The organism is Lacibacter sediminis (genome assembly GCF_014168535.1).
Classification (GTDB): domain Bacteria; phylum Bacteroidota; class Bacteroidia; order Chitinophagales; family Chitinophagaceae; genus Lacibacter; species Lacibacter sediminis.
Genome location: NZ_CP060007.1, coordinates 3,274,566 through 3,300,121 on the forward strand (window position 1 = coordinate 3,274,566; position 25,556 = coordinate 3,300,121).

The 25,556-nt window shown below is 40.6% G+C and carries 18 protein-coding genes; 5 read left to right on the forward strand and 13 right to left on the reverse strand.

The features are described from left to right. Positions 1–9: 9 nt before the first annotated feature. From H4075_RS13960 to H4075_RS14000, 9 genes are all read right to left on the reverse strand, one after another. The gene (locus tag H4075_RS13960) at positions 10–597 is read right to left on the reverse strand and encodes a hypothetical protein (RefSeq protein ID WP_182801447.1); all 588 of its coding nucleotides are present in this window, start codon (positions 595–597) and stop codon (positions 10–12) included. Further along, positions 594–1,079 (reverse strand): RNA polymerase sigma factor, encoded by a 486-nt coding sequence (locus H4075_RS13965; RefSeq protein ID WP_182801448.1) that lies wholly within the window; start codon positions 1,077–1,079, stop codon positions 594–596. Before H4075_RS13965 ends, H4075_RS13960 begins: the two co-directional genes overlap by 4 nt. 1 nt (position 1,080) lies before the next feature. Next, entirely contained in the window at positions 1,081–1,917 is an 837-nt protein-coding gene (locus H4075_RS13970; RefSeq protein ID WP_182801449.1) for an alpha/beta fold hydrolase, read from the reverse strand. Between the two features lie 209 nt (positions 1,918–2,126). Then, positions 2,127–3,203 carry an acyl-CoA dehydrogenase family protein gene (locus H4075_RS13975; RefSeq protein ID WP_182801450.1) on the reverse strand — a complete coding sequence of 359 codons (1,077 nt, stop codon included), beginning with the start codon at positions 3,201–3,203 and terminating at the stop codon, positions 2,127–2,129. Continuing rightward, positions 3,184–3,810, reverse strand: a complete 627-nt coding sequence (gene pnuC, locus H4075_RS13980; protein WP_182801451.1) for a nicotinamide riboside transporter PnuC — start codon at positions 3,808–3,810, stop codon at positions 3,184–3,186. Before pnuC ends, H4075_RS13975 begins: the two co-directional genes overlap by 20 nt. A gap of 692 nt (positions 3,811–4,502) precedes the next feature. Beyond that, positions 4,503–6,341, reverse strand: coding sequence for a C1 family peptidase (locus H4075_RS13985; protein WP_182801452.1), 1,839 nt, complete (start codon positions 6,339–6,341; stop codon positions 4,503–4,505). Positions 6,342–6,664: 323 nt separating this feature from the next. Beyond that, entirely contained in the window at positions 6,665–9,199 is a 2,535-nt protein-coding gene (locus tag H4075_RS13990) for a pullulanase X25 domain-containing protein (RefSeq protein ID WP_182801453.1), read from the reverse strand. A 649-nt stretch (positions 9,200–9,848) separates the two neighbouring features. Further along, positions 9,849–10,649: an MBL fold metallo-hydrolase gene (locus H4075_RS13995; RefSeq protein ID WP_182801454.1), complete on the reverse strand. Its 801-nt coding sequence runs from the start codon at positions 10,647–10,649 to the stop codon at positions 9,849–9,851. A 72-nt stretch (positions 10,650–10,721) separates the two neighbouring features. After that, positions 10,722–11,285, reverse strand: a complete 564-nt coding sequence (locus H4075_RS14000; RefSeq protein WP_182801455.1) for a Crp/Fnr family transcriptional regulator — start codon at positions 11,283–11,285, stop codon at positions 10,722–10,724. A gap of 272 nt (positions 11,286–11,557) precedes the next feature. On the opposite strand from H4075_RS14000, the gene H4075_RS14005 reads away from it, so the two are divergent. The 4 genes from H4075_RS14005 to H4075_RS14020 all read left to right on the forward strand — a co-directional run bounded on the left by H4075_RS14005 (position 11,558) and on the right by H4075_RS14020 (position 16,051). Next, positions 11,558–12,049 carry a YdeI/OmpD-associated family protein gene (locus tag H4075_RS14005; protein WP_182801456.1) on the forward strand — a complete coding sequence of 164 codons (492 nt, stop codon included), beginning with the start codon at positions 11,558–11,560 and terminating at the stop codon, positions 12,047–12,049. Between the two features lie 428 nt (positions 12,050–12,477). Beyond that, complete coding sequence (locus H4075_RS14010) at positions 12,478–13,191, forward strand: hypothetical protein (protein WP_182801457.1); 714 nt, start codon at positions 12,478–12,480, stop codon at positions 13,189–13,191. 216 nt (positions 13,192–13,407) lie between these two features. Then, complete coding sequence (locus H4075_RS14015) at positions 13,408–15,198, forward strand: MEDS domain-containing protein (protein ID WP_182801458.1); 1,791 nt, start codon at positions 13,408–13,410, stop codon at positions 15,196–15,198. A 97-nt stretch (positions 15,199–15,295) separates the two neighbouring features. Continuing rightward, complete coding sequence (locus tag H4075_RS14020; RefSeq protein ID WP_182801459.1) at positions 15,296–16,051, forward strand: GDSL-type esterase/lipase family protein; 756 nt, start codon at positions 15,296–15,298, stop codon at positions 16,049–16,051. Between the two features lie 207 nt (positions 16,052–16,258). Here the strand turns inward: H4075_RS14020 and H4075_RS14025 are convergent, their stop codons facing one another. The 4 genes from H4075_RS14025 to hutH all read right to left on the reverse strand — a co-directional run bounded on the left by H4075_RS14025 (position 16,259) and on the right by hutH (position 24,018). Continuing rightward, positions 16,259–16,951 carry a hypothetical protein gene (locus tag H4075_RS14025; protein ID WP_182801460.1) on the reverse strand — a complete coding sequence of 231 codons (693 nt, stop codon included), beginning with the start codon at positions 16,949–16,951 and terminating at the stop codon, positions 16,259–16,261. 153 nt (positions 16,952–17,104) lie between these two features. Then, positions 17,105–20,008 (reverse strand): TrlF family AAA-like ATPase, encoded by a 2,904-nt coding sequence (locus H4075_RS14030; protein ID WP_182801461.1) that lies wholly within the window; start codon positions 20,006–20,008, stop codon positions 17,105–17,107. A gap of 553 nt (positions 20,009–20,561) precedes the next feature. Then, on the reverse strand, positions 20,562–22,337 hold the full coding sequence (hutU, locus tag H4075_RS14035) for a urocanate hydratase (protein ID WP_182801462.1): 1,776 nt from the start codon (positions 22,335–22,337) through the stop codon (positions 20,562–20,564). A gap of 187 nt (positions 22,338–22,524) precedes the next feature. Next, on the reverse strand, positions 22,525–24,018 hold the full coding sequence (hutH, locus tag H4075_RS14040) for a histidine ammonia-lyase (protein ID WP_182801463.1): 1,494 nt from the start codon (positions 24,016–24,018) through the stop codon (positions 22,525–22,527). Between the two features lie 424 nt (positions 24,019–24,442). Between hutH and H4075_RS14045 the strand changes: the two genes are divergently transcribed. Continuing rightward, positions 24,443–25,438, forward strand: a complete 996-nt coding sequence (locus H4075_RS14045; protein ID WP_255460197.1) for a WD40/YVTN/BNR-like repeat-containing protein — start codon at positions 24,443–24,445, stop codon at positions 25,436–25,438. The last annotated feature ends 118 nt before the right edge of the window (positions 25,439–25,556 follow it).

The following is a 25,556-nucleotide window of genomic DNA, read 5'->3' on the forward strand; positions in this document are numbered from 1 at the left end:
AAAATCAACTTACACATTCTCCTTCTTTGCCGACTGTTTCAAATGCGCCAATAACTTCAGTTCACGCTTGTTTGCTTTTAGAATTACAAATGCCAGCACAGCCATGCTTACAAATCCTGAAACAAGTACATAGATATAAAACGCTTCAGAAAACTGTTCCTGAAATACGGGCAGCAATAAAACAAATCCTGTTACATAAGCTGCAAACAGCAACGGTGTAATGATGAGATGGATCAAACGACGATTAGTATAAAATGCTGTTACCCGTTTTGTGTAGGTTTTAAAATCGGCACGTACATCGATCGTATGCAGCTTTCTGAAACTGATGTATTCAATCACAATACGGATCAATAAGGACACGATCATCAGTAACAAACCAATGGAAAAACGATTGAAGGTTGTTCCGGCATAGGTTGCAAAATACCAGATGATCACAAGCACGGTGATCGATAGAATGGCCATCGTCACCACGTGTTTAGTTCGTACCTGTTTAGCTTTTTGTTCAGCTAACCTGATCAATGTTTCCGGTTGCGGCCGTTGCTCACCCGAGCCGGGTTGCTGTTGCCAAGCGTTTTCTAAATCTGTAAAGGAGGTCATAGTTGTACACAAGTTGAAAGTTGTTTTTTAATACGGTGGATCCGCACCCGCAATGTTTCTTCGGTGCTGCCCACCACTTCTGCAATGGCACTGTACTCCACTCCTTCCAGCACCATCAGGATGATCATCTTCCCCGTTTCATCTAATTGCTGAATACAGCCATACATCTTTTTCAATCGTTCGTCTGTTACAGGATTGTATTCTTCGGCAACAACATCGGGTAACTGTTCGGTTTTTATTTCTTTTGTTGTGGCCGGTTTACGCAACTGCAACAGGCAGGTGTTTACAGCAATGCGGTAGAGCCATGTACTCAGTTTTGCTTCGCCACGAAAGCCGTCGAGGTGTTGCCAAACTTTCAGAAAAATTTCCTGTGTTGCGTCGGCCGCCATTCCTTCGTGCCCGTTGAAGTAACCTTTACACAAGCGGTGCACTTTGTCGTAATGTGTTTGATAGATATTGTTAAACAGTTCCTGTTGCGGCACGTTACTGAATGTTTTCTTTTAGTTTAGTGAGATACCAATCGGGTTGATCATACATTACAAAATGCGCTGACTGATCTGCATAGTGAATCATTTTGTTGCCCAGCTTTGCATATTGTTCGTTGTATGTTTTTTCGATCATGGCTTTGTTGGGATGTGTGGCCGCTAATACAATAACCGGAATCTTAATATTGGCCACGTCTTCCCGCAGATCCAATTTAAGCAAATCAATATAACCATACACATATGTTTGCCGATCGGCCTGCATCATCCAGTCAATCACCTTGCTTTGTTTTTCTTTATTCAACATCATAAATGCCACCTGCTGTTTGGCCTGTGTGCGGAAGGTAGCTGTATCGATCTGCAGCATCTGTTTGCTGTACGGGTTATCGTATATCATTGTTGCAGCATTGTAATTCGGTACCATCAATGCACCGGTGCAAGGCAAAGCATCTACGGCAATTACTTTTTTAAACAGGGTTTGTTCTGTTGCTGCCAACCACAAGCCGAGTGTGCCACCCATGCTGTGACCAATGATCACTGCATTGTTTAACTTTTTTTCTTTTACATATGCTGTCACCTGGTCTTTAATTTTTGGAAGCCAGGGTTTTTCAATCGCAGGTACATCGCCAAAACCTGCAAAGGTGAACACATGACATTCGTATTTTTTTGATAAAACCGCTACCGTTTCATTAAATACATCACCAGTGCAGGCAAAGCCCGGAAACAATAACACGGGAGCTCCTTTACCGGTTATGGTTACACGAAAAGCATGCTGGGCATTGGCATGGAAAAGGATCACAAAAAAGCTGAGGACGAGCAGTAAGGCTTGTTTTTTCATTGCTAAAATGTTTAAAATTTCCTTTATGATACAGGGGTTACAGAATTGTTACAGGAAATCTGAAACTTTTTTTGGGAAGGAACGGGTACCTGCTAACCGGCATACTGAAGCTGACTACCGCAAGAACTTTTCCTGCGCAGATATCTGAGTTGCTGCATCACTGTTACTTAATTTGATTTTAGATTGTACTTCTTTACAAAACAACTCTTCTATTTCCCATACGTCAACAACGCATGCTGACTGGCTGTAAACAAATCCCTGAACACACGGTTGAGTTCTGATGGCTGTGTTGTTGCTGATAATCCGCAATAAGGATAAACCTCTGCTGCATGGCTTCTGCAAAGCTTTACCAATTTCCTGCTGATTGTACTGATCTGCTTTGTTGTTTTTGCAGAGATCTTTTTCTTAGTAATGAGTTCATTCCAGGATTGCTCAACGATATTATAAAAAGCAATACGCATCTTACTGATCTCCTGCCGGGCTGTTTGCAGTGCAGCATCGGCTTGTTGAAAAGCAACAGGGTTCGGTTTCTTTTGTAAAAAGACAGTTGCGGCTTCATCGAGTAAATGACAAACCATGCCCAACGTATTTACTGCTAATGTTGTTTCCGCAAAAGGCATAAACGGATAAGTATAGATGGGATGATCCAGTGTGGCATGTGCAGCATCAATCATGAAACTACGCTCAGCTTTTACTTTTAATTTCTTTACACTGTAACTGTGACTGGCGGTTGCTTTCAAGCCCATTGCTTTCCATTCGTGATGAATCTTCACTTCACTGCGTTTGAAATAAAACGAACGGATCAATGCAGTACCATCTTCCTGCAAAACAGGTTTGCCGTTTTTATGAATGATGCAGTTGGCTGTAAAATGTGTGAGATGCGGTGTACCTGTTGCATACTTCCATCTGCCTGTTACTGTATATCCATCCTTTGTTTGCGTGGCAATTCCTGTGGCTGCTCCGCTTCCACCCATACAGATCTTATTTACATGAAACAGTTTGCCAATTTTTTCCTGCTCCATAAAGCCCGCAAAGAAATTAGCACCTGAGCAGAGTGTAACCGTCCAGGCAAGACTGCCATCGATGTATGCCAACTGTTCTTCCAGTTGTAATGCATCAACTAAATTCAAAGCAAGTCCACCCTGCGCTTTTGGAATAAATAACTTGAACCATTTCTTTTTGTAGATGATGTTTAACAACGCAGGCGTTAATGCCCCTTTCTGTTCCGAAATAGAACAAAGACGTTTTATTTCAGCGATCTCTTTTTTATTCAACTGCAGGTGCATGTGTTTGTTGTTTGAGGGTTTTATTCCAATCAATATAACCGAAGATGGCAATGACGAATAAGAACAAAGTCAATGCAGCATACAGCGGAAGCTCTTTATACAGCAGTAACGGAATGGCGAAGGCATTACTGATGTTGAGTAATATCCAGTTCTCGATCTTGCGTTTGGCCAATAACCACATGCCAGCCCATGCCGTGGCACTCACCCATGCATCAGCAAGCGGAACAGTAGAATCAGTAAAGTTTATAAGCACGGTGTACAACAACACAAATGCTGTAACAACAATTACAATTGTAATTGTCCAGTCTTGCTTTGTACTTCTGCTGATTGCAGGTGCTGCATGATGTTTTCGTTTTAACCAAAACCACCAGCCATACACGCTCATGATGAAGTAGTAGAGATTCAATGCACTTTCTGCATACAATCCTGCATTGAAAAAGATATACGTTGAAATGATAACGGCAATAATACCGCAGGGATACAATGCAATTTTATTGGCCCTTGCCAGTAATACTTCGGCTACGCCAAAACCAACACCGATCCATTCGAGTAAGGGAACTGCTTTCAGTTGCACTGCAAATTGCTGCGCCCATTCGTGAACATTCATAACTGTTTATTTTATTCACTCAAGGGCATGCACATGCAACTTGTATTTTCCTACGCCGGCATTACCCGGATCAGGTATGTGGGTATGATCTCAGCCCTGTTTAGTGTGGCACCCCATGAGTTGGGCAAAGATAGGGATGGTTGAAGAATATGATTGATGATTGTGAAACAATACAGAATCATTCTCCTACCCTTGTTGTGAATACTTAGTGAAGTTTAAGGAATCAGCAACAAGCGGTTTCACTTCTGCTGCGATACAAAGTGATGAGGTTCTGGTAGTAGTTGTGTTACCACAACTGCTTTTTCTTTTGTCTTGACACAAAAGAAACAAAAAGTCAAGCAGGAACATATTACCCCCATGTTCCTGCAAACGCCTTGATTAAGCTTTTGTACTACTGTGGTGAAATACATTTGTACTTACACAATCATCCTATGTGCTGCAGTATGATTATTAGCTGACTTACATTTTGCGGTACAAAAAAGCTGTCATCTCGACCTGTCCCGCAATCGGCGGGAGGAACGAGGGATCTCTATCTCATTAGAGTGCTATTGTTTTAACAGCATGATTGTATTGCAACAGTTTCAGTATGTAGAGATGTCGTCCCGTAAGGCGGGACAGGCTCTATCGTCGACATGACGCAGCTCCGTAGGGTGGATGATCTACCAACGACATGAAGGGCTCCGTTTACAACACTACTTTTTAATATTCTTAATGATCGTATCAATAGAAGCAACATCATTGTCAAATCCGCCATGCGATGTGCTTTTGCTGTACACTCCCGGACTGTGATACGATTTTATATTCGCCAACTGATAATTGCTTTGTTTTTCAAAAAACTTCTGCATACCTAAGATGGGCGTTTTTCTTCCCGGCTCAAAGGAGTTGGAAACAAGGTAGAGCAATGATTTGGAATAGATGGAGCAATTATCTTTCAGTTCAACATCATCACTCAAATGATACTGATAATAGTTGCTTACTTTTTTATTTTGAAGCGCTTTGAGAATAGTCACATCAAACAATTCATTCGTTACTGCCGGGGCCATAAAATGAATCGTTTTAAACGACCAGCCAAGGCTCACTAATTTCTCTACCAAATGACTGTGCACAATACTACCTGCCGAGTGCCCGATGAGATGAATATTGATATGACTCTTTAATTCACTTTTGGCTGATGTTGCATATTTATAGAGCAACTGTCCGCCGCTGTTTTTTTCATAGCTGATGGCCTTTGCATTTTCCTTCATCTCCTTCCATACTTTACTGCCAATAGGTGCTGCCAACCGTTCAAGCCGTTCATCTTTCCAATTGATGATCCTGTCAATGAAACCACCTGTGGTTCGTGGTTCCTGATCGAGCAAAGTATCTTTGATTATATTGTTGATGGTGCTTAAAATATCCGTTTCCCACATCAGCATAATGGGAAAGATCTGTGCATCATATAATTTTTTACACCAAACGGCATAGCTATCCGCTGCCGATTTTTCACCCACCAAACCACCATGTGCGTAAATAGCAACATCCATCGCTTTGTTTTTTAATCCCCATCGTTCTCTTGCAATGCCTGCGTGTTGTGTTACCAATGCTTCAATATCCATTTCGGTAGTGCGGTATTCTCCTGAGTTACTCAAGCGGCCATTGTTTTCCATGTCAATGATAAACGGATCGAGTTCCCTTTTCTTGAGAATAGAATCAGCAGCAATCGCCACTTTATTATTTTTATCAAGCCGCAGTGTAGCTGATCCGGCAATGGCCAAATGAAGATCGGTGGTAACACCCATCTGCGCTACCCAGCAATCCATGGCATTCACTTGCCAGTCTTCATACGTTAACACGGCATAACCATCGGTACCCCAACCCTTGCCCCATGAATTCTGAATAATAAAACCTGTTTGATTATAACCTATGATCACAAAGGCATGTCCCCCATCACTCTCCTTTACTTTTGTTTTTGGAATCTCCATGTACGGATGATGCGTTGATTTTTTCGGATGATCCCAACCCGCATGACAAACGGCGCTTGCATATAAAATACCCAGGTCGTTGATGGCACAATGCATGTCTTCAATACTTTTCGGTTCCACTCTGTAATACGCACCTAACGGATAGTTCACGGAATTGAGCCACCAGTCGCCTTCTTCCCCTTTAATATCGGGCTTAGGCATTTCAAGTGTTTTCCAGAAACGGTTTTCGCAGGCACCATGTTTATGCCAGCCTTTGATGGCACCTCTTAAACTGGAACCTTCATCTTTCAGATAGCCCGGAAATTCATCGTAACGGCGGGCCATAGAATACAGCATAAAGGGTGATGCGGCAAAGTTTTTATTCTGTTCATAATCGATCTTGCGTGCGAGATAATTCACCACGGTTGCCAATGCAAAGCCGGTGCAGGCGCTGGTTTCTTTTTGATGCAATACCGGCAATTGTATTTGCTGAATAAATTCTTTGCGGGGAGCCGTTGTAACAGCGGGTTGATACATCCTGTCACGGATATCAATTTTATCCGGAACAACATTGTCTTTCCTGTTTTTCATCTTTCAAGTGTTTTGAAACAATGTAGAAATTAAACGGAAAACATGCAATGGTGAAAACACGGGCATTTGTGAAGCGGGGGTAAAACCACAGCTTTTCTTGCCCAGGTCTCTGACCTGATTCTTAACCGTGACTTTTTTTGCCTGCTGATGCTGTAACAATTTGTTATTGTATGCAATCACTGTATACAGAAGACAGCTTACGAGGCGTCACAGGTCGGGAGACCTGCGCCATCGGAAGATCGAAACAATTCATTTTCTGAAAAACTTTACCATAAAAAAGCCACCCGCAAACGGGTGGCCCTTGCTTTACAGTGAATCGGTAGTTATTGTTTTACCAATTTCATTGTACTGCGTTCATTACTTCTTATCAGTTCAACTAAATAAACTCCCGGTTTAAACTGCTCCCCAAAACGATAATCGGTATTTGCAAAACCTTTTACTGTATAAACCTGTTTACCGGTTACATCTAATACTCTGATTTGCACCGGCTCGTTTACAGCAGCATCTGAAAAGCGCAATGTAAAGGAACTGTTGCTTGGGTTTGGCCATATTTTCAAAGCATTCACTCTTGCAATAACAGGCTCCTCTGTTACACGTGCAGGTGCTGTTGCTCCGCATGGTTGCAGTTGCACAAATGTCAAATTATTATTTGCATGATCCAATGCATCTTTCAAACACTCAAGATAAGACCGCTCAGGATCATTACCTGTTGATGAAGGAGTGAATTGCAGGTAATAATTCGTATACCACATCAATACATTCACATTCATAAACTTCCCGCTCCAGAAACCGCAACCCGGTGTATAGACGTACCTTCCTGCATCAACATATCCCATCAGATAATTCAAATACATAACAGAGAGCTGTGCAGACAACATGTGCGACATATTTTTTGCATTTGCATTCTGTAACCAGTTTCTGTAATCAGAAAACAAATATGGATCAAATGAACCACCATCTGCATTACGTAAATTCAGATTGCGTAATTCCCATAAAACCTGATCCATTTTGAACGCAGCTTTCACAGCAGCTTCACCTTGTTTATTCATCCAGTAACCCATGCCCTTTGCTCCTCCTGCTCCTAAGCACACATTACCAAAGTTTACAGTTGCCATACCATCATACACGTAAACCATTTGCGAATCAGCAATCGTTGTATAGTAACCTGCAGGTATAGTTTCTTTGATCATATATTCCCCGTTCGGCATTCCGGTAAAGGCAACTCTTCCTTCGCTGTTTGTAACAGCTGATTGCGTAAATCCGTTACCTGTAATAGTAAAAGAAATACCCTGCATCAGTTGTTCACCATAATCAGTATATCCGTTTATATTCGGATCGTACACTTTTGTTACGCAAACACCATTTGTTATAAATTGTGTATTTACCCAATGACCGTCATGATTATAACGGAAAATAACATTTGATGGGAAACAAACATCCAGCACATAATTATCGCCGTTCAACTGACCATACATACCATAATTTTCAACCCATGAATTATTGAGTATTACTTTAAATTCCCATTTACCTGCCGGAATAAAAAACGTATCAACCCATGATTGAGCAGCAGCATCAAACTGCAAACCCGTGTTAATACAACCGGCCTGCCAATCGCCACTGCAACCAAGTTCACTCTGAAAACTACCTACAATTGTAACAGCATTTGGCTGACATACGAAACTGTTATACAGCGATTGCACCATATGTGTAACTGGATTGTAGGTAAACTTTACCTGTGTTGTGCTGCCCGGAACGGACAGTAAATAGTTCGGATCGGCAGGGTTTCCATACCGGCCGAAATTTGTTACCCAGTCGCCGTTTTCTACAACCCTGTATTCATAACAACCTGCGGGTATCATAAATGTTCCTTCAAACAAACCGCTTGTCGTATTAAACGTAAGTTTTGAATTTACACATGCAGGATCCCAATCGCCACTGCAACCCAATTCATTTTGCATTGAACCTGCGAGTACCACCTGTGGCAAACAATAAGAGGAAAAACCACTTGCATAAGGCGATGTGGTAACAAGATGTGTAGCGGGATCGTATGTAAATGAAACAGCTCCTGTAACGGGTACAGCTAAACTGATGTTTGCCCCACCTGCAATGCCTTGGTCGCCATAATTGATTGCCCAGCTACCTCCAACTGTTACTTTGTATTGATAACAACCGGCGGGTATATTTAATGTACCACTATACAAACCGGTGCTGTTGTTATAGGTTAAGGCTGTCGTATTACAATCCGGCATCCAATCGCTGCTGCAACCTAACTCACTTTGAAAGTTTCCTGCTATAATTACCAGCGGTGGAGTTGCTGCTCCAATTTGTTGCAACAGTACATTATCAAAATACATCCCAATATTTTGCCCGCCCATTTCAAAACTTAATTTGTGTAATGGAAATACAACTGTTGCATCAAACTCCATTGTTTTGGTTTGCCAGTTTGTGGTTGCTGTCTGATTATAATTACCGGCGTTGAGATTTGTCCATCCTCCTCCATTTTCTCCTACATATACACCAAAACTGCGATTGGCATCTGCTTTTACATCAAAGCTTAAACGGTAACGCATGTTTTGCGTCAGTACAAAACCCCATTGGTCTAATTGCACTTCCCATGAGCTGCTGCCTGCATTGGACAGATAGTAATGACAAACACCTGCTTCTACTACTGCATTGATGTTTGTTCCTCCATTTTGCCAACTGCTCCAGGTATAATATGGAACAGGATCTGTGTAAAATGCTGTAATGGATGTAGTGGTATTAAAACCGCCATCTGCTAATAAGTTCTGAGACTTGCCCTGCGTTGCAATAGACAAAGCACTCCACAAAACAATCAGCTTTAGTAAAATTGCTTTCATGATTATTATTTTAGCGATGTTACAATTACAGGGCAGGAGAAAATTTACACAGTAATGGACAGATGAATGGTGTGAAATAAATTGAACAGATGATCAAAATCGGGCCTCCATAGAATCATCTGTCTAACGATAAAATAGCACTAAGCATAGAATTGCATGGCCAACACTCCGTTGTTTAAGAACAAACAAAGTACAACTGCAATATTCCTGTTCATATGACGATGATCAGAAATCGTTACGATTAGTGAAATTGATATCATGTAAAACCGGAGTCTTCGTGCAGCGCCTGCACAAACTGATGGCGCTGACTGCCGCAAGGATGAGGCGACGGCTGAGCAAAGCCGATTGCGGCTTACTGCACAATTGACCAATAAATTTAGAAAGTATGTTATACAGGCACACGACGCCAACACACAAAATCTTCTCATTATTCCTACACCAGCGTTTCTATACTTTGACAGACATGAAGGTGCATTGTTGTTGAATGATGGTGCAAGATCTTACTGCAAAAAAAGGATCTTCAGTTTGCTGCTACCCCGATGTAATCGGGGCAGGATTAATTGGCATCAAGTGATTCACGGAGGTGGAACACTTTCGCCAGGAGAGGCATACGACATTGTGTAAGCGCTACTCTGTTTCTCTGAAATTTCTATTCAGCCAATGCTGTTTCAACCCCACTTTCAAGCCATAAGAATTTTTCATGCAGACCTGATGCTGTGATTTCATTTTTCAACGACTTAACAGGTTGCTTAAAATGCCACCATCCTTTGTAATGAATGGGAATAATAAGATTGGGATGTAAAAGCTTAGCCGTTTCAATTGCCTCTGCTCCATTCATTGTAACCCGTAAATTCTTTTTTAAATACGGAAAAGCTCCGGCGCCTAAATGTAAAATAGCGATATCTACTTTTTTTCTTTTTGCTAATTCATCAATCCCTTCGAAGAGAACCGTATCGCCGGAAATATACATACAGCCATTTGATTGCCCCTCCCATTCGATTGTAAAACCCAACACCTTACCCATCACTTTATTCAGTCGTTTGATATTTGTATGCTGCGCAGGTATCGCCGTTATTTTCAGTTGTTTTACCTTCTCCGTTTCAATGTGATATTCCTGCCAATCGTGGAGACCGATCGTGTTCTTATTTTTTAACCGACGCTGCGCATCTTTTGTAGAAAGTACCAGTGGAACAGTTTGAATAAAAGCCCTGCCACGCTTATCCAGGTTGTCGCTATGATGATCGTGACTTAATAAAACCAAATCAACTTTCCCGATCTCATCAACAGTCAAAGCAGGATCAATATATTTTTTTGAAAATGCCAACGGGCGGCTGACATATTGCGGGAAGAATCCATCTTTTTTATCTAACGTAGGATCGGTTAAAATTTTAAATCCATTGATATTGATTAATACACAGGCAGTATCAATATGTGTAATGGTAACCTTCATTTGTATTTTATTTTGTTGATTAAAATAGAATACAAACCTACCTTTCTAAACTGTGGAACAAATTGACTTTGGTCAAGAAATGCGTTTCCTGATGCGGCTTAACGTTTCGGGTACAACACCGATATAGGATGCAAGATATTTCAAGGGAATCTGCTGAATATATGCCGGCTGTTCTGCCAGTAATTTTTCATATCGTTCACGGGGCGTTTTTGTCAAGAGGTTTAATTCTCTTTTTACTTTCTTGTCTAACAGATATTCAGTTGAGATCTGACCAAGTTTTTTGGCCGTTTCACAGGTTTGATAAAGATGCTGCAGATCGTCGTACGATATAGAATACAATTGACAATTCGTTAATGCCTGGATATATACTTCTGTTTTCGTTCTGTTGTAAAACGAATCATAAGCACAATAAAAAGAATTCTTAAAAGCAAAATCAAATGTAATCTCTTTGTCTTTTACGGCTGCATAATACCGGATAGTGCCGGTATCAATAAACGAGAGATAGTTCTCTACTTGTCCTTTCGATAATATCAATTCATCTGCAGTAAATGTTCGTGTTCTTATACAACTTAAAAATGCAGACAAATCATTTTCTGAAAAGCCTTTCTTTGAAAAATATGTAATGAGTGATTTCACTTCTGTTTTTTATAATGACTGTTTTTGCAGCATAACGTCTTACACTAAATTATATGCCGCTAAGTACACTACCAAATTTTACGGGCCGATTGATGCCAACGTTTTCCCCGATACAATCGGGGCAGAATTAATTAGCATTAAGTGATCCACTGAGGTGGAACACTTCCGCCAGTAGGTTAATTAACAATAGTCTCAAACTGGCAAAGGCACTCTGCTGTAATTTTCTGCAATATAGCTCAACAAATTTGTTGAAGTATCCGTTATACTTAGATATGAAAATGGCCAGAGCTTATACAATTCAGAAGTTTGGAACCGGTTATATGCATTATATTGAGTTAGGCAGTGAGGATGTTCAGCGACTGACAGCCGACGGGAATAAACGAGTTGTTTGCAAGATGAATAATAAGCTGGAAATACATGCTGCTATTATGAAAACAAAGGAAGGAATGTATTACGTGATGATTGCTGCAAAGTATTTAAAGCAATTGAACTTAACGATCAACAGTAAAGTAACAGTGGCTATTGAAATTGACAAGACAGCATTACAGTTCAACGTTCCTGAAGAATTTGCAGAAGTAATGGCAACCGATAGCAAGGCAAAAGAAGTGTTTGACCACTTGACCGCCGGAAATAAACGAGGATTGATTGCCTTAGTGAACATGGTAAAATCAAGTGATAAAAAAATTGAGCGTGCATTATTGATAGCTGAAAAATTAAAAGCAGGTATTACATCTCCTCAAAAAATAATGGCAAGAAAACCCTGATAATTTTTTTGGCATGCTGTCTCGCCCTCGGACATGGGTCTGCTGCAATGCATGAGCGGTTGCTGATAACACGCAACGGCGGCGTGCATATGAATTACTATTTATCCGGAACACCAACAGCGGCAAAAGATGGTTGAAGACCATAAACATGACATCAAATTAGAAAACAAGAAAGCCTGTTTATGACAACACTGTTCGGCAGATCCCTCGTTCCTCGGGATGACAGCTATATTAGGCGGAGAGGAATATTGAGCAGTTGAATATTCGTCGGCACACGGTCTGCTGTAACCGACTCTTTGTAATAGAATATATAAATCCCGAGGTCCACTGCGTGACAGCTTGGGGCAGACTCAATAATTACTTTTTTATTGGCACGAGAATTTGCAAAAAAATAAAGCGATGTGTATCTTTCGAAGCAAATCATTACCATGAAAAAAACAGCCTCCCTCTCTTTTCTTCTTTTTATGATTATCGCCGCTTGTAAAAAACCAAAAGACCTACCTGAAGAACAAATTTTGACAAGCAGAGTTTTTGTATATGACGAAGGAAGAACAAAGCAAAGTAGTCTGGGAACTTCAATATTCGTAGAAAATTCAAATCCACTAATTACTACGAAAGCCAATAATGCAGGAGAATATCAATTGCTTACCCCTTCTACAGGAGATTCGCTTGTGATTGTATGGGCAAAACCAGGGTATGGTACATACAAAGTTCATATCAAGTCTGTCAATTCATCGCTGGGAATTAATGACATTAATTTGGGATCTCCAAGTACAGTTACAGTAAATTCTTTATCCGCAACTATGATTGGTGACAGTGTAAAACTTACAATAGATATTTCTTCTCCCAATATAACAGGAGAAAAATATGTACGATTGATCCATCGAAAAAACGCAACTGGCATATCGATTGATTCTCCAATTAAAGCCGACGGTGGAATATATCAAGTTCAAAACGGAGTTAATGTACTTACTATTGCCAAAATAGCATTTTCTAACTACGTCCCTCATACCGGCGATATAATTTATATTAGAGCCTATGGCGATTCATTCTATGGGAATTTATATTCAACCCCATCCGAGAAGCTTGTGTTTCCAAATCTTAACCGTAATACCTGCCCCGAGACTTCTTTTGCCTGGTAGTAACAATTGGACATTAAGATAGATTTGAAACAGAACGGCTGCTAAAATATGTATCGTTGTGCGTCGTGCTATTTGACATTTATCTACCATCGAACAACCTAATGATTAGCTAAAACTATTCCGTCGGCCCCGGGATTCAGTAGTACAAACGTCTTCATCAAAACAATACCCGTCTTTCAGAAACAAAAAATGTATATTTAAGAGAAATACGCTCCTATGCCCAGCAATTCAGCAAATGAGGGCGATCAGCTTGAACTTAGAAGTTCAGGGATAGAAGTTCTGGGAGAACTACCATGGGGTTCACATTTTTGTAATTTTTTTGAATCAAAAGAAGACCTGCTGCAAATACTTGTTCCCTATTTCAAAGCCGGGTTACTCAGTAATGAATACTGTCTATGGATCACCTCCGATCCTGTATCGGTAGAAGATGCTTACGACGCATTGCGAAATGAAATGCACGACTTTGATGACTATCAAAAAAATCAACAGATCGTTATTCTTTCCCACACCGACTGGTATTTGAAAGACCAAACATTTGTACCGGATATTGTGATCAATGGCTGGTATGAACAATTGAACTTATCATTGACCAAAGGATTTGATGGCATGCGTGTAAGCGGCAACGAGGCCTGGCTCGAACGGGACATGTGGAAAAATTTCATCGACTATGAACGAAGCCTGAACGACAGCCTCAAAGAGCATCGTATGATTGTGCTTTGTACCTATCCTCTTGACAAATGTGATGCACAGGCAGTATTTGATGTATCGCAGGTACACGAGATAGCCGTGTCGAAAAGAAAAGGCAATTGGGAAATTGTAGAAGTGCCGGCAATCAAAAAAACAAAATCGCAACTGGCAAGCGATAAAAAAGAACTGGAAGAAAAAGTAACAGAACGTACGAAGGAACTTTCACTGATCAACTCAAAATTGATACAGGAAATAGAACAGCACAAACGAACCCGTGATACACTACTGCGAACTGAAGCCCGGCTCCGCACAGTATTTGACGTAACTGATACTGCTTACTTATTACTTGAATCCGACTTGACCATTCTTCTTTTTAACCACCGTGCAGCCGATTATGTGAAAAAGGTATTTTCCTGGTATTTGAAAACGGGAGACAATATTCAAGATTTTCTTACAGCCGACAGGAAATTGCTTCTTGCAGACAGAGTACAAAGAGCAGTAAAAGGAGAACAAGTAACATTTGAAACAAGGTATGATCTTGCAGATAATTTGTCGTTCTGGTATGATATCAGACTTTTTCCGATCCCCAATGAGGAGAAAGAAATATTTGGTCTTGTGCTTGCATGTACAGATATCACAGAACGAAAGCAATTAGAAATTCAGCTCGAACAAGAAAGAATGGAACGGCAACTGCAGATCACTGATGCTGTTATAACTGCAGAAGAAAACGAACGGCAGGAAATAGGCCGTGAACTGCACGATAATATTCAACAGATACTGGCCAGCGCCCGCCTCTTTCTTTCGATGATCAATAAAGAGAACAGTTCGGAACCACCTTTTTTATACCAGCGACAAACAGATGAATTGATTTCGACTGCTATTCATGAGATCAGAAATTTATCGCACTCCATGATCACTCCGTTTATGGAGAAAACGACGTTGAAGGAGGCCATTGAAAAAGTGATCTACAACATCACAAGTACCAGCGACATAAAAATAAATCTGGAAACTGCCGGGTTGGATGAAGAGAAGCTGTCTGAAAAGCTACGGCTCACTGTGTATCGGATTATCCAGGAGCAGTTCAGCAATATTTTGAAATACGCAAAAGCGTCTGCAGTATCGTTGAACATTGTGCAGGATGATGAGCAACTAACATTAACGATACAGGATAATGGTATAGGTTTCGACACATCAAAAAAAGCAACGGGTATCGGGCTGATGAATATCAAAGCAAGGGCTTCTCTTTTTAACGGAGAGGTTACGATCCGTTCTTCACCGGGACAGGGCTTTGCGTTATCTGTTGTAATGAAGCTTAGCTGATTTTCGCTGACTGGCGCACGAATAAAATAAATTGTAAATTGGTGAATTCGTTTTCAGTTTAACGTTTACTTCTTTTTAGACAACAGCATTTTATAGTATGAAAAAAGCGTGTACAGGTTTATTTTTCCTCCTCTTCAGCATCGGCATTTTTGCACAATCGTCACAACCTTCGGCCCGGAAGATGAAGCGATTATTTCCGAAGAAGGAAAACACATCTTCCTATCACAACAACTGGACAAAAAATTATTATCCAAAACGAATCGAAGAGTTTGCAAAGGACCCCTTGACGTTTAATGAAATTGTATTTATCGGTAACAGTATTACAGAAGGCGGAAAAGACTGGAGCAGCCGGTTCGGAATTGCTCATATCCGTAACAGGGGAATTTCTGGCGATGTTACGGATGGCGTACTCAAACGTTTGGATGAAATTATTTACTTCAAACCAAAAGCTGTTTTTATTTTAATTGGAATTAATGATCTGTTCAGTCTTCATCATACTGAAGATAACCGTACGCTTGTGTATGATAAATTTGTTCCATCAGCTGAGTATATTGCAACCAACATCCTGAAAATTGCAAAGCGGATTCACCGTAAATCGCCCACTACAAAGATCTATGTGCGCACACTGCTTCCAACAAGAAGGCCTTTTTTGAAAGACGATATTATTTTGATCAACGAACGCATTAAAAAAAACAGGGCGAAAGGCTATTACCAGGTGATTGATCTGTACACTCATTTTGCAGACGCATCCGGCGAATTGATGCAGGAACTAACAAAGGACGGCGTTCATTTAAATGACCAGGGTTATGAGCGATGGGTGGAATTTGAGAAAGCCATTATTGAAGGTTTGTGAAATGATGTGCTGATTATTACAGAGTGTTATTGCGAGGGTATGAGAGCCTTGGCCACAATTAACCAACAAATTTAAACAGTCTGATTTAGGCACTACTTGTCCCGCTATGCGGGAAGAAGCCAATACACAAAAGCTACGCCTCATCCGATAGTTATCGGATCTTGCGCCAGCGTTACTATACTTGGACCAGATGGGGGTGGCTAAAGTCTAAACTAAATTTCTCTGAACAAAAGTCGGATACGGTGGGGGGTTGCCAGGCACCACAAACATACTTCTGTAAGACAAATCAAGATCTATGTGAAAATCTGAAGGTATACGGACTCTATTAACCTCTAAATTAAACAACTCTCGATTAGGTGAAAAAGGTTGATGCAATCTATTAGCCAATCGAATACCATAAATGTTTTGACCGGTAATGTCAGAGTACATTAATTCAATTGATGGGGCACTTCTAATCCAAGTCAAAACTAAGGGTGTTTTATTCTTAGAGAAGGGAGGACACAAAACCCATTTCGTAAAATTTGCCCCTCCCAAATTAAACCTTACAAAAACATTAACGGCAGGCGCTTCTGAAACCAAGGTAAGTTGCCAAACGAAAGAATGATTAGCCATACTTGAGGATACCTCTTCAAGAAATAAATGCGGTCTTAACTGAATCTCATTGTAATTTCTTGAGGTAATAAATGTCTGTAATGATATATAGCCTAATAGAATTATGCTTGTTAAAGATAAAAAGGGATTCATAAAATCACCAAAAGTTCCAAAATCACCTTTACTATCTGACATGAAACCACCAAAATTTAATCTATAGACTATTACGGGCACAACAATAAATACAATTGAAAGACCTGAAACAATCCAACCTATCCTTTGCCATAAGAATCTGCGAAATCTTCCCATACTACAATGTATTAATATTTTTTATTTTTAGAACGATAACCGGTTTGATGAAGACATTTTATAAAGGATTATCACAATCGGGGCAGAATTAGTTAGCATCAAGTGATCCACTGAGGTAGAACACTTGCCAGTAGAGTTTACTATTAAAAGCTTCTACTTGATTGAATACTTTCTCTCTCTCTGTTTAAAAGCCTCATCGCCACCTTCTAGAATATCACAAACATGCTCTTTGATTCCCTGTTGCATTAATACCGTAGTTGTTGTGCTTGCTGATTCAAATGAATGTTCAAGTGAACCATTGACATATTCGAATCTTGTTACACCAGGCCGCAAAGGCAACCCTTGACCTTCTTGATTTGCTACAATTATATTCTCAGTATCCGTTGCTACCACCAAATTTGCATTGTGGGAAACAATTATTATTTGACGTTCCTTCTTTTTTTGCTTTATCATTTTACAAAGCAATTCATAAATTGTTCTATTGTCTAGATTATCCTCAGGCTGGTCAATTAAAATTGGATATTCAGAAGAACTTATTTGCAAAAAAAGAATAAGAAGAACTGTGCCTTTCTTACCTGGGGACATATTAAGCAAATCATCTCCTTTATAAGAAACAGTATAATCTAATTCAAAGGAGTCGCTAACTATTCCCCTTAAAACAGCCTCAATTCCAATCTTTTGCCGCAATGGGATAGAAACAGAAGGGGACACTACCAATTTTTCATCTATTATTCTTAAGGAATTAGAATACAATTCTGGGACCTTGGCATAATCTACAAGATTCATTGAAAACAAAGTATTAAAATAATGATCATTTGAAATCGCAGCTTTGTTTGCTTGATCGAAAAGAGCAAAATTTTCTTTTTTAAAAAGCAACTTGCAGTTAAGTGCTATCTCAGGGCCAATTATTTGTTTAGTTTCGTTAATATGAGATACTATTAACTGATATAGAGCATACCTTTTCTTTAGTAGTAGAACTGTTTGCTTTTTAATATTTTCATGATCATCTCTTAGTACCTGTATTTGCTTTTCAAAATTTACGGCTTGTTGGTATTTTAATCCTTCAGCATCTAATTGTGCGGCCAGTTTTTGGATTTCACTTTGTCCTGCAAGCTTCTCTTGGAATGGAGCCAACTTACTATTCAACTCTAATACTTGATCCTTAATAGCAATTTTAGTTTCACTAAACTTAATATCTGCTACTCCAGCGTTAAGATTTCTAATTAGGCTATCATAATCCTCATCTAACTTCACTCTTATCTTACCCACATCATCTGGTATTTCAGTGAGTTCATCAATAATCCGATCTACCTCCCCTTTCAAATACATATCCTTTTCGGTATCATTGATACCTAACAATTGATGCCTTGTTAAAACAACTTCATTAAGTACTTTCACTAAAACGGCTTCTTTACTTTCAAGTTGGACAAGCTGAGTTTCCAATGTTGATTTTAAGGACATCAAACGACTATACTCTTGAAATTCTTCTTCAGAAAGGTTTGACAACTTTTGTCCTTCTGTAATTGCCGCTTGTATTCGTTGCATCCCATTTTGTATAGAATCAGATCGTCCCAACTCATTGGATTTTTGCAAAATGTCATTCCCTTTGGACTTAACCTGCAAAAAGCTATTTAATAATTTTTCAATTTCATTAGAAGTGTCGCTAATTTCACCGGCTTTTTTATCAAAAAAATCCTTAAAAACAGTGTCTTGAAGAAGAATGTTTTTTATTAAAGTATTTAGTTCTTCCTTATTGTTTTTTTCTACCAAATAATTTATATAGAGTTGTGGGATATAAATTATTTTATGAAGTTTACTCGTTAAGTCGTCATTTCTTAATGTATCTACATCGCCATTTTTCCAAGTTACTTTAAAGTCAAATGATGGTTCAAAATTATACCCTTCAAAATCAAGACGCTTTGAAGCTTTATTAACTTGTTCTGGATCGATGGACTTAGCTGCGGAATATAAAAGCAGAGATTTACCTGAAGATTTACCTCCAATTATTGCATTTAGATTTTCATTCAGGAAAATTTTCTGATTCCCGAATAAATGATTTGTATCACTAAATTGTAATTCAGAAATAACAAATCGTTCGTTCTTTATATCTGGTTGTAATGCTTGAATTTTAACTCTATCGGTTGGCTCATATAATGTTTGCTTTAAGCCCTCAAAGGTCGGGTCTGCTTTTATCCAACAAAACCTATTTCCATCAGGCTTGAATATTTTGAGATTATCATGAGCGTCACAACCATGAAAACATGGCATTAAAGAACCACATTTTTCAATAACCGTATTTTTATTGTCAGGACCCATTGCAGTGAAATAAAGAACATCATTTTCATTGGACGAAAATATCGCATCAGAAAACTGATATATACTCCAACGAGTAGCGTCTAACTGTGACTCACTTGCACTTACAAAAAAATCTTCGTGCTTTCTTATTCCCGAAACGCCATCGGTACTTTTATTAGAAACCACAATAATTGTATTCTCTCTGAGTTTAACATCCCTCTCAAAAATCGTTCTTAGAGAGTCAATACTAATAACATATTGACTAACTCCTGCTTTTAAAGCTGCAGCATCATCTAAAGTACTATTACCTGGCAGCACCCTCCCCAAACGAATTAATTCTTCTTTCTTTGCCGAATAATCACTACCGCCGTATGAGAATTTGAGTTTTGCTAAGAACCTATTTTCTATATCAGTATCAATATCTGGATTAAATAAACAATGAATATTAATGGGAGTGGCAGAAGCTGTTACTGGCGAAACCCTAATTTCGATATTTGGCAATATCATTTCAAATTTCTTTGTAATAATTCCAATGTCGGTCAGCTCTTTAAATTTAAAGTAGTTATCTATACTAAAATAGTCGGTTACACCAACAACGGAGATATCTTCTGTCGATTCATTAATTGCTTTAGCATAATTATCCCATTTTTCAACGGAGTTTGCGCCTTCGAAATTATCGTTCTTCTTTGTTTCAGGTGTGTGAATATGTAAATCCCACTTCCTCCATTCGGACCCCCTTTTATATTTAGTGTAATCTGCCATAAAAAGTTAACATCTATTTTATTTTAAAAAACTTTCTCGCTACCTCGCCTAAAAATCACGTCATTTCTTAAACCTTAAAAAACAATAACACAATATATAAGTTAAATCCTCAACTAAGTAAACAGATATTCCACAAAATATTAATGCTTGTAGAGTGAAGTGCTTTTTGCAAGTTGATAAACAATATGTTGCTGAAAGGATTGAGGTTTTCCATCGCTGAATTCATGGAGGGAAAATGGGTGGACAGCGTACATCCGGGACTGTTAGTGAGGCATACAAGTGGAGTGAATAAGGATGGATTTTAGGTGTATTTTTTGATGCATAGAATTCCCAACCGCACAAGAGTGCGACGCAACAGCAGCACAATAGAAGCACTTGATTCCGCTACAAAATCATTTGTATTTGGTTTTATCCGGCAGAGCTATGTTTGGCACTTGCAATGCAGATTAATAAAGTTGTCATTTCGACGAAGGAGAAATCTGTTGGGCTGTGGTACGTGTGTTGGGCAGATCCCTCCTGCGTCGGGATGACAGCTGTATTGAGCAGTTGACTATTACTTCAACCGCTCTTTAAAATCAAGATCGTTTGCTTGTAATGTTTCCTGTGCTAACTGGTATCCGGCGTCTGCATGTCGTATCACACCCATTCCAGGATCGTTACGCAATACACGTTTCAAACGTTCTTCGGCATCAGTTGTACCATCGGCAACAATCACCATTCCGGCATGGATCGAGTAACCCATCCCTACTCCACCACCATGATGCAGGCTTACCCAACTGGCGCCACCTGCTGTGTTTACGAGCGCATTGAGGATGGGCCAATCGGCCACGGCGTCGCTGCCATCGAGCATGGCTTCGGTTTCACGGTTGGGGCTGGCCACACTGCCGGTATCTAAATGATCACGACCAATAACAATGGGCGCTTTTACTTTGCCGGTGCGTACGAGTTCGTTAAAGGCGAGTCCTGCTTTCTCCCGTTCGCCCTGGCCCAGCCAGCAGATGCGTGCAGGTAATCCCTGGAAAGCAATTTTTTCTTTGGCCATGTTCATCCAGCGGATCATGCCTTTGTTATCGGGGAACATGTTCATGATGAGTTCGTCGGTTACAGCAATATCATTTGCATCGCCACTGAGGGCTGCCCAACGGAAAGGGCCTTTGCCGAGGCAGAAGAGGGGTCGGATGTAAGCGGGGACGAAGCCGGGAAACGCAAAGCAGCGGCCGGGTTGAAAGTTGTAAGTTGTAGGTTGTAAGTCGGAAGAAGGTCTCTCAAGGTTTGAGGTTTCACTTATTACTTTTAACTTATTACTTACAACTCTCTCTTCCTGTTCTTTCGCTCTCGCCCTGATGTTATTTCCATAATCAAACGTAATGGCTCCCTGGTCCATGAGTTGCAACATGAGTTGCACGTGGAGGTACATGCTTTCGTAACTGAGTTGCAGGTAATGGTCGGGATCTTTTTCACGGAGCTCGTTGGCTTGCTGATTGCTGAGTGTGTGCGGTATGTAACCAATGAGCGGATCGTGTGCACTGGTTTGATCGGTGAGTGTATCGGGAATGATATCACGGGAGATCAAATGATCGAGCAGATGAATGGCATTGCATACCACACCAATGCTGCGGGCAATGCCTTCCTTACGGTAATGCACAGCCGCATTAATGGCTTCATCGATGCTGGTATATTTTTCGTCGAGGTATTTTGTTTCGATGCGTTTATCGATGCGCCACTCTTCTACTTCTGCTATTAATGCCACACCTTCGTTCATTGTTATTGCTAAAGGTTGTGCGCCACCCATGCCGCCGAGTCCGGCAGTAACGTTCAATGTTCCTTTGAGTGAGCCGCCAAAATGTTTATCGGCAATGGCAGCATAGGTTTCATAGGTGCCTTGCACAATGCCTTGTGAGCCGATGTAGATCCAGGAGCCGGCAGTCATTTGTCCGTACATCATGAGTCCTTTTTTCTCGAGCTCTTCAAAATGTTTCCAGTTGGCCCAGTTGGGTACGAGCTGACTGTTGCTGATGAGTACCCGTGGTGCATCTTTGTGTGTTTTTAATATGCCGACGGGTTTACCACTCTGGATAAGTAATGATTCATCGTTCTCCAATACTTTCAATGCGGCAATGATGTTATCGAGTGCTTCGAAATTGCGTGCTGCTTTACCACGGCCACCGTAGACAATGAGATCGTCGGGGCGTTCGGCTACTTCGGGATCGAGATTGTTGAGGAGCATGCGCAAGGCTGCTTCCTGGATCCAGCCTTTGCAACTTAGCTGTGAGCCGGTTGGAGTTTTATACTTGATTGCATCGTAACGTTGAATGGTTGTTGTTGACATGGCAAAGAGTTTTTGGCCTCTTATCCCTCTCCTTAATGAGAGGGACGGTGCTGCATATTTAAATTAAACATTTCGTTCTTCCACTTCGGCTTTGAATCTTTTATCATCACATTTCGAAGAGCCTTATAACAATTTTACTTTTTGAAAAGCAAGGGCTGTGTGTAGCAGTTCTCCCCCTTTGGGGGAGTTAGAGGGGGCTGCTGATAAACTTCACTGCAGCGATCATATCCTCATGCAACACTCTGTCTTTATCAACAAAGCTTACCTGTTGACGAAAAGCACTCATCACTTCTTCTACTTTTGCTGAACTTTTTAATGGCCGACGGAAATCCAATGCCTGTGCAGCACTGAGTAATTCAATCGCCAATACTTTTTCAACGTTCTTCATGACACGATAAGCTTTGGTGGCTGCATTGGCGCCCATGCTTACATGATCTTCCTGGTTGTTGCTGCTTGAAATACTATCGACACTGGCAGGTGTGCAGAGTTGTTTGTTTTCACTTACAATGCCAGCAGCTGTGTATTGCGGTATCATAAAACCACTGTTCAGTCCGGCTTCTTTTACAAGGAACATCGGGAGGTTGCGTTGTCCGCTGATGAGTTGATAGGTTCTGCGTTCGCTGATGTTGGCGAGTTCGCTCATGGCTATCGCAAAATAATCTAATGCTAACGCCAACGGCTGACCGTGAAAATTTCCACCGCTCACGATGAGATCTTCATCGGGAAATACGTTGGGATTATCGGTTACTGAATTGATCTCGGTTAAGAATACATTCTTCACATGTGCCAATGCATCTTTGGTGGCACCATGCACTTGCGGTATACAACGGAAACTATATGGATCCTGTACCTGTTGTTTTTTCTGTTGACCGATTTCACTTCCGCTTAATATGTTTCTTAATTGTTGCGCTGTGTGTATTTGTCCGCTATGCGGACGGATAGTTTGTATTTTTTCGTGAAAGGGTTGATCGATGCAATCAAATGCATCAAAGGAAATCGCTGCAATGAGGTCGGCCCATTGCATTAACCGTTCGGCCTGTACCAAACAGTACATCCCATAGGCACTCATGAATTGTGTACCGTTGATGAGCGCTAAGCCTTCTTTACTTTTCAAAGCAATCGGTTGCCAGTTGAGTTGTTGCAACACTTCCTGTGCCTTGAACCTTGTGCCTTGATAGTTGACTTCTCCCATGCCGATCAATGGCAAACTCAAATGACTGAGTGGTGCCAGATCGCCGCTTGCACCCAATGAACCTTGTTGATAGATAACAGGCAGCACATTGTTGTTGTGCATGTCCATTAAGCGCTTTACTGTATCTACCTGCACGGCACTGTAACCATAGCTGAGCGATTTTATTTTCAACGCCAGCATGAGCTTTACAATTTCTTCGGGCACTTCCTCTCCCATGCCACATGCATGACTCATTAATAAATTATTCTGCAGTTGCTCGAGCTGATCATCGGCGATGATCACGTTTTGCAGAAAACCAAAACCGGTGTTGATGCCGTAGAACGGTGTATCGCTTTCGGCTACTTTCTGATCGAGGTATTGTCTGCACTTTTCGATCTTATGGTGTGCACGGAATGTAATGGAGACAAACTGTTTGAACTGCAGATAATTCTTCACTTCATCGAAGGTGAGTTGCTGCTCGTCGAGGGGGAGATAATTGTATTCGGTCATAGTTTTTGCAATCGGGACGAATGTAGGAAATAATGGAGAGAATGCGAACTGGTGTTAGCAATACAGAAGTACGAGTTAAGATGTACGAAGTACGAAACCCCTTAAGCGGCCTGCACTCAGATAAACCGAAGCAGCCTGACGGCGGTTGCACCGCAGCTCTTTCTGTTCTTTTGTCTTGACACAAAAGCCCCCCGCCTGACTGTCGGGCAGGAAAAAGTCAAGACGGAACATATTACCCCCATGTTCCGTCGAACGCCTTGATTAAGCTTGGGTACTACTCCCGCTTGAGGCGGGACAGGTGTGGTGAATTACTGTAGTAGTTACATCAGCATCCTATGTGTAACACCTTGTGTTTATAGCGGCATGATTTATGCAAAACTTTGTTGCATTTTAAAAAATGGTTAATACTTACATTTGAATGAATATGAAACAACTTCTTTTTTTCGTGTTGCTTGCAGTTTGCTGTTTGCAATTATCAGCACAAAGCATTCAACAGCTTGACAGTGCTAAAACAACTTCCATTCGTGGATTGAGTGTGGTGAATGATAATATTGTTTGGGTGAGTGGTGCAAACGGAATGGTTGGTCGTTCGATTGATGGTGGTGCTTCGTTTAAATGGACAAAGGTTGATGGCTTTGCAAAAACTGATTTCAGAGATATTGAAGCGTTTGATGCAAATACTGCGATCATTATTGGAATTGATACACCAGCGGTGATCTTGAAAACAATTGATGGTGGAATAACCTGGAAGATCGTGTTTCAGGATAAACGTCCGGGTATGTTTTTAGATGCGATGGAATTTTTTAATGAAAAGAGTGGTGTGGTAGTTGGCGACCCGATCAATGGAAAAATATTTCTTGCGGTTACTGTTGATGGTGGTGCTACGTGGCAGGCAATACCTGAAAGTCTTGCCCCTGCTGCAGAAAAAGGTGAAGCGATGTTTGCAAGCAGTGGTACCAATGTACGGACGGTTGGTAAAGAAGTATTATTATTTATTACCGGTGGAACACGTTCCAGATTATTTCTTCGGAATGATAAAATCGATTTGCCGATCATCCAGGGAAAAGAAACAACGGGCGCTAATTCATTAGCGGTATGGGATAAAAAAACATTTGCCATTGTTGGTGGTGATTTTAATAACGCCGCTTCAACGGAAAAGAATTGTGTGCTGACAAAAGATGCAGGTAAAACTTTTTTAACTCCTACTACACCACCACATGGTTACAGAAGTTGTGTGGAGTATTTATCAAAATCAAAACTCATTACCTGTGGTATTACGGGTGTTGATGTGAGTGAAGATGGTGGTACCAACTGGCGGAATATTTCTGCACAAGGTTTTCATGTGGTACGAAAAGCGAAGAAAGGAAAGGCGGTTTATTTAGCTGGCGGGAAAGGACGAGTAGCGAAGTTGGTTTGGTGATGAGTATTGCTGTGATCAGCCAATTCATGCTGTCATCCCGACGTCAGGAGGGATCTGTTGGGCCGCAGTACAATAGCTGGGCAGATTCCTCCTAACGTCGGAATGACAAAAGACTTCA

Coding starts and splice junctions, on each gene's coding strand:
- H4075_RS13960 (WP_182801447.1), bottom strand. CDS start 597: ATGACCTCCTTTACAGATTTAGAAAACGCTTGGCAACAGCAACCCGGC.
- H4075_RS13970 (WP_182801449.1), bottom strand. CDS start 1,917: ATGAAAAAACAAGCCTTACTGCTCGTCCTCAGCTTTTTTGTGATCCTT.
- H4075_RS13975 (WP_182801450.1), bottom strand. CDS start 3,203: ATGCACCTGCAGTTGAATAAAAAAGAGATCGCTGAAATAAAACGTCTT.
- pnuC (WP_182801451.1), bottom strand. CDS start 3,810: ATGAATGTTCACGAATGGGCGCAGCAATTTGCAGTGCAACTGAAAGCA.
- H4075_RS13985 (WP_182801452.1), bottom strand. CDS start 6,341: ATGAAAAACAGGAAAGACAATGTTGTTCCGGATAAAATTGATATCCGT.
- H4075_RS13990 (WP_182801453.1), bottom strand. CDS start 9,199: ATGAAAGCAATTTTACTAAAGCTGATTGTTTTGTGGAGTGCTTTGTCT.
- H4075_RS13995 (WP_182801454.1), bottom strand. CDS start 10,649: ATGAAGGTTACCATTACACATATTGATACTGCCTGTGTATTAATCAAT.
- H4075_RS14005 (WP_182801456.1), top strand. CDS start 11,558: ATGAAAATGGCCAGAGCTTATACAATTCAGAAGTTTGGAACCGGTTAT.
- H4075_RS14010 (WP_182801457.1), top strand. CDS start 12,478: ATGAAAAAAACAGCCTCCCTCTCTTTTCTTCTTTTTATGATTATCGCC.
- H4075_RS14015 (WP_182801458.1), top strand. CDS start 13,408: ATGCCCAGCAATTCAGCAAATGAGGGCGATCAGCTTGAACTTAGAAGT.
- H4075_RS14020 (WP_182801459.1), top strand. CDS start 15,296: ATGAAAAAAGCGTGTACAGGTTTATTTTTCCTCCTCTTCAGCATCGGC.
- H4075_RS14025 (WP_182801460.1), bottom strand. CDS start 16,951: ATGGGAAGATTTCGCAGATTCTTATGGCAAAGGATAGGTTGGATTGTT.
- H4075_RS14030 (WP_182801461.1), bottom strand. CDS start 20,008: ATGGCAGATTACACTAAATATAAAAGGGGGTCCGAATGGAGGAAGTGG.
- hutU (WP_182801462.1), bottom strand. CDS start 22,337: ATGTCAACAACAACCATTCAACGTTACGATGCAATCAAGTATAAAACT.
- hutH (WP_182801463.1), bottom strand. CDS start 24,018: ATGACCGAATACAATTATCTCCCCCTCGACGAGCAGCAACTCACCTTC.
- H4075_RS14045 (WP_255460197.1), top strand. CDS start 24,443: ATGAAACAACTTCTTTTTTTCGTGTTGCTTGCAGTTTGCTGTTTGCAA.